1 pseudogene is annotated in these 1,096 nt (G+C 76.6%); it reads right to left on the bottom strand.

What is annotated here, in order from left to right:
* Positions 1-324: 324 nt before the first annotated feature.
* Positions 325-1,096: pseudogene (locus tag AB0H75_RS50235) on the bottom strand (hypothetical protein); the annotation flags it as partial.

The following is a 1,096-nucleotide window of genomic DNA, read 5'->3' as shown; positions in this document are numbered from 1 at the left end:
CAACGGCATCTGGACACTCGTCCCGATCACTGCATAGCAAGAGGGTGAGCCGGCTCATGCCGACTCACCCAACAAGATCTTCAGGACAGTCCTAGGGCGTGTATTCGGTTGTGATCAAGGGCTGGTCCGGGTGAGGTCCTTGATCCAGATCATCGCGGCGCGGAGGCGAAGGCCGGCGAGGCAGCTCCCAGCCCCGGGAAGCGCTTGACGAGGCGGGCGGACTGCTCGGCCAGGGCGAGGAGCCCGGCGACCAGCGCGCCGCCGGTGCCTGCCGCCGGCCGTGCCGGGGGCGTGGAGGTGCCGCCTGCGGCTCGCTGCCGACGATCAGCGTGAGGAGAGCGCGAGCAATCCGGCGGCCAGGGCGCGGCCGTGTGCGGGATCGCCGAGCCGGATCTGCCGGTCCTGGTGGTGCAGCACCACGGCGCCGTCCGGCTGCCGGGCGACGGCGATGCCGGCCTCGGGCAGCAACACGCCGCGCGCCCCGTCGCCGAGGTCGCCGCTGAGGTCGGCCAGTTCGGGCAGCACCAGCCCGGCGGCGGTCTGAGCGGCGGCCAGCCTGTCACGCAGGTCCCGGACCTGTCCGGCGTCGTGCTCGCGTTCGGCCTGGGCGGCGCGGGCCTGCTGCTCGGCGGCCACGGCGCGCTCGCGCTGGAGGTCGCGGTCGGCGCCGACCTGGCGCAGCTCGTCCTCGGCGCGCTCCTGCAGCCGCGCCGCGGTGGCGGCCTCACCCTGGGCGGCGGCCAGAGCCAGGCGCGCGTCGGTCGCCTGCTGCCGGGCGATCTCGGCGTGGCCCTCGGCGGTCTCAGCCCGGTCCTGGGCCTGGCGGCTGTCGCGCTCGGCGCGTTCACGGGCGGCGACGGCGTCGGCGAGTTCGGCCCGCAGGGTCGCGGCCTGGCGGGCGTGCTCGGCGGCGGCGGCGCGCAGCCGGTCGAGCTCGCGGCGGGCCTGCTCCAGCGCGGTGGCCAGTGCCTCGCGTTCGGCCTGAGCCTGCTCCCGTTCGCGCTCGGCGGTGTCGCGGGCCTGCTCGGCGGCGCCGCGGGCGCGTTCGTGCTCGGCGGCCTGGGCCCAGGCGGCGCGGGCGTCGGTCTTGGCGTCG

It is taken from the genome of Nonomuraea sp. NPDC050783 (assembly GCF_040802095.1).
Taxonomy (GTDB): domain Bacteria; phylum Actinomycetota; class Actinomycetes; order Streptosporangiales; family Streptosporangiaceae; genus Nonomuraea.
The sequence above is the reverse complement of the archived record's forward strand: the minus strand, read 5'-3'. Positions and strand labels throughout refer to the sequence as shown.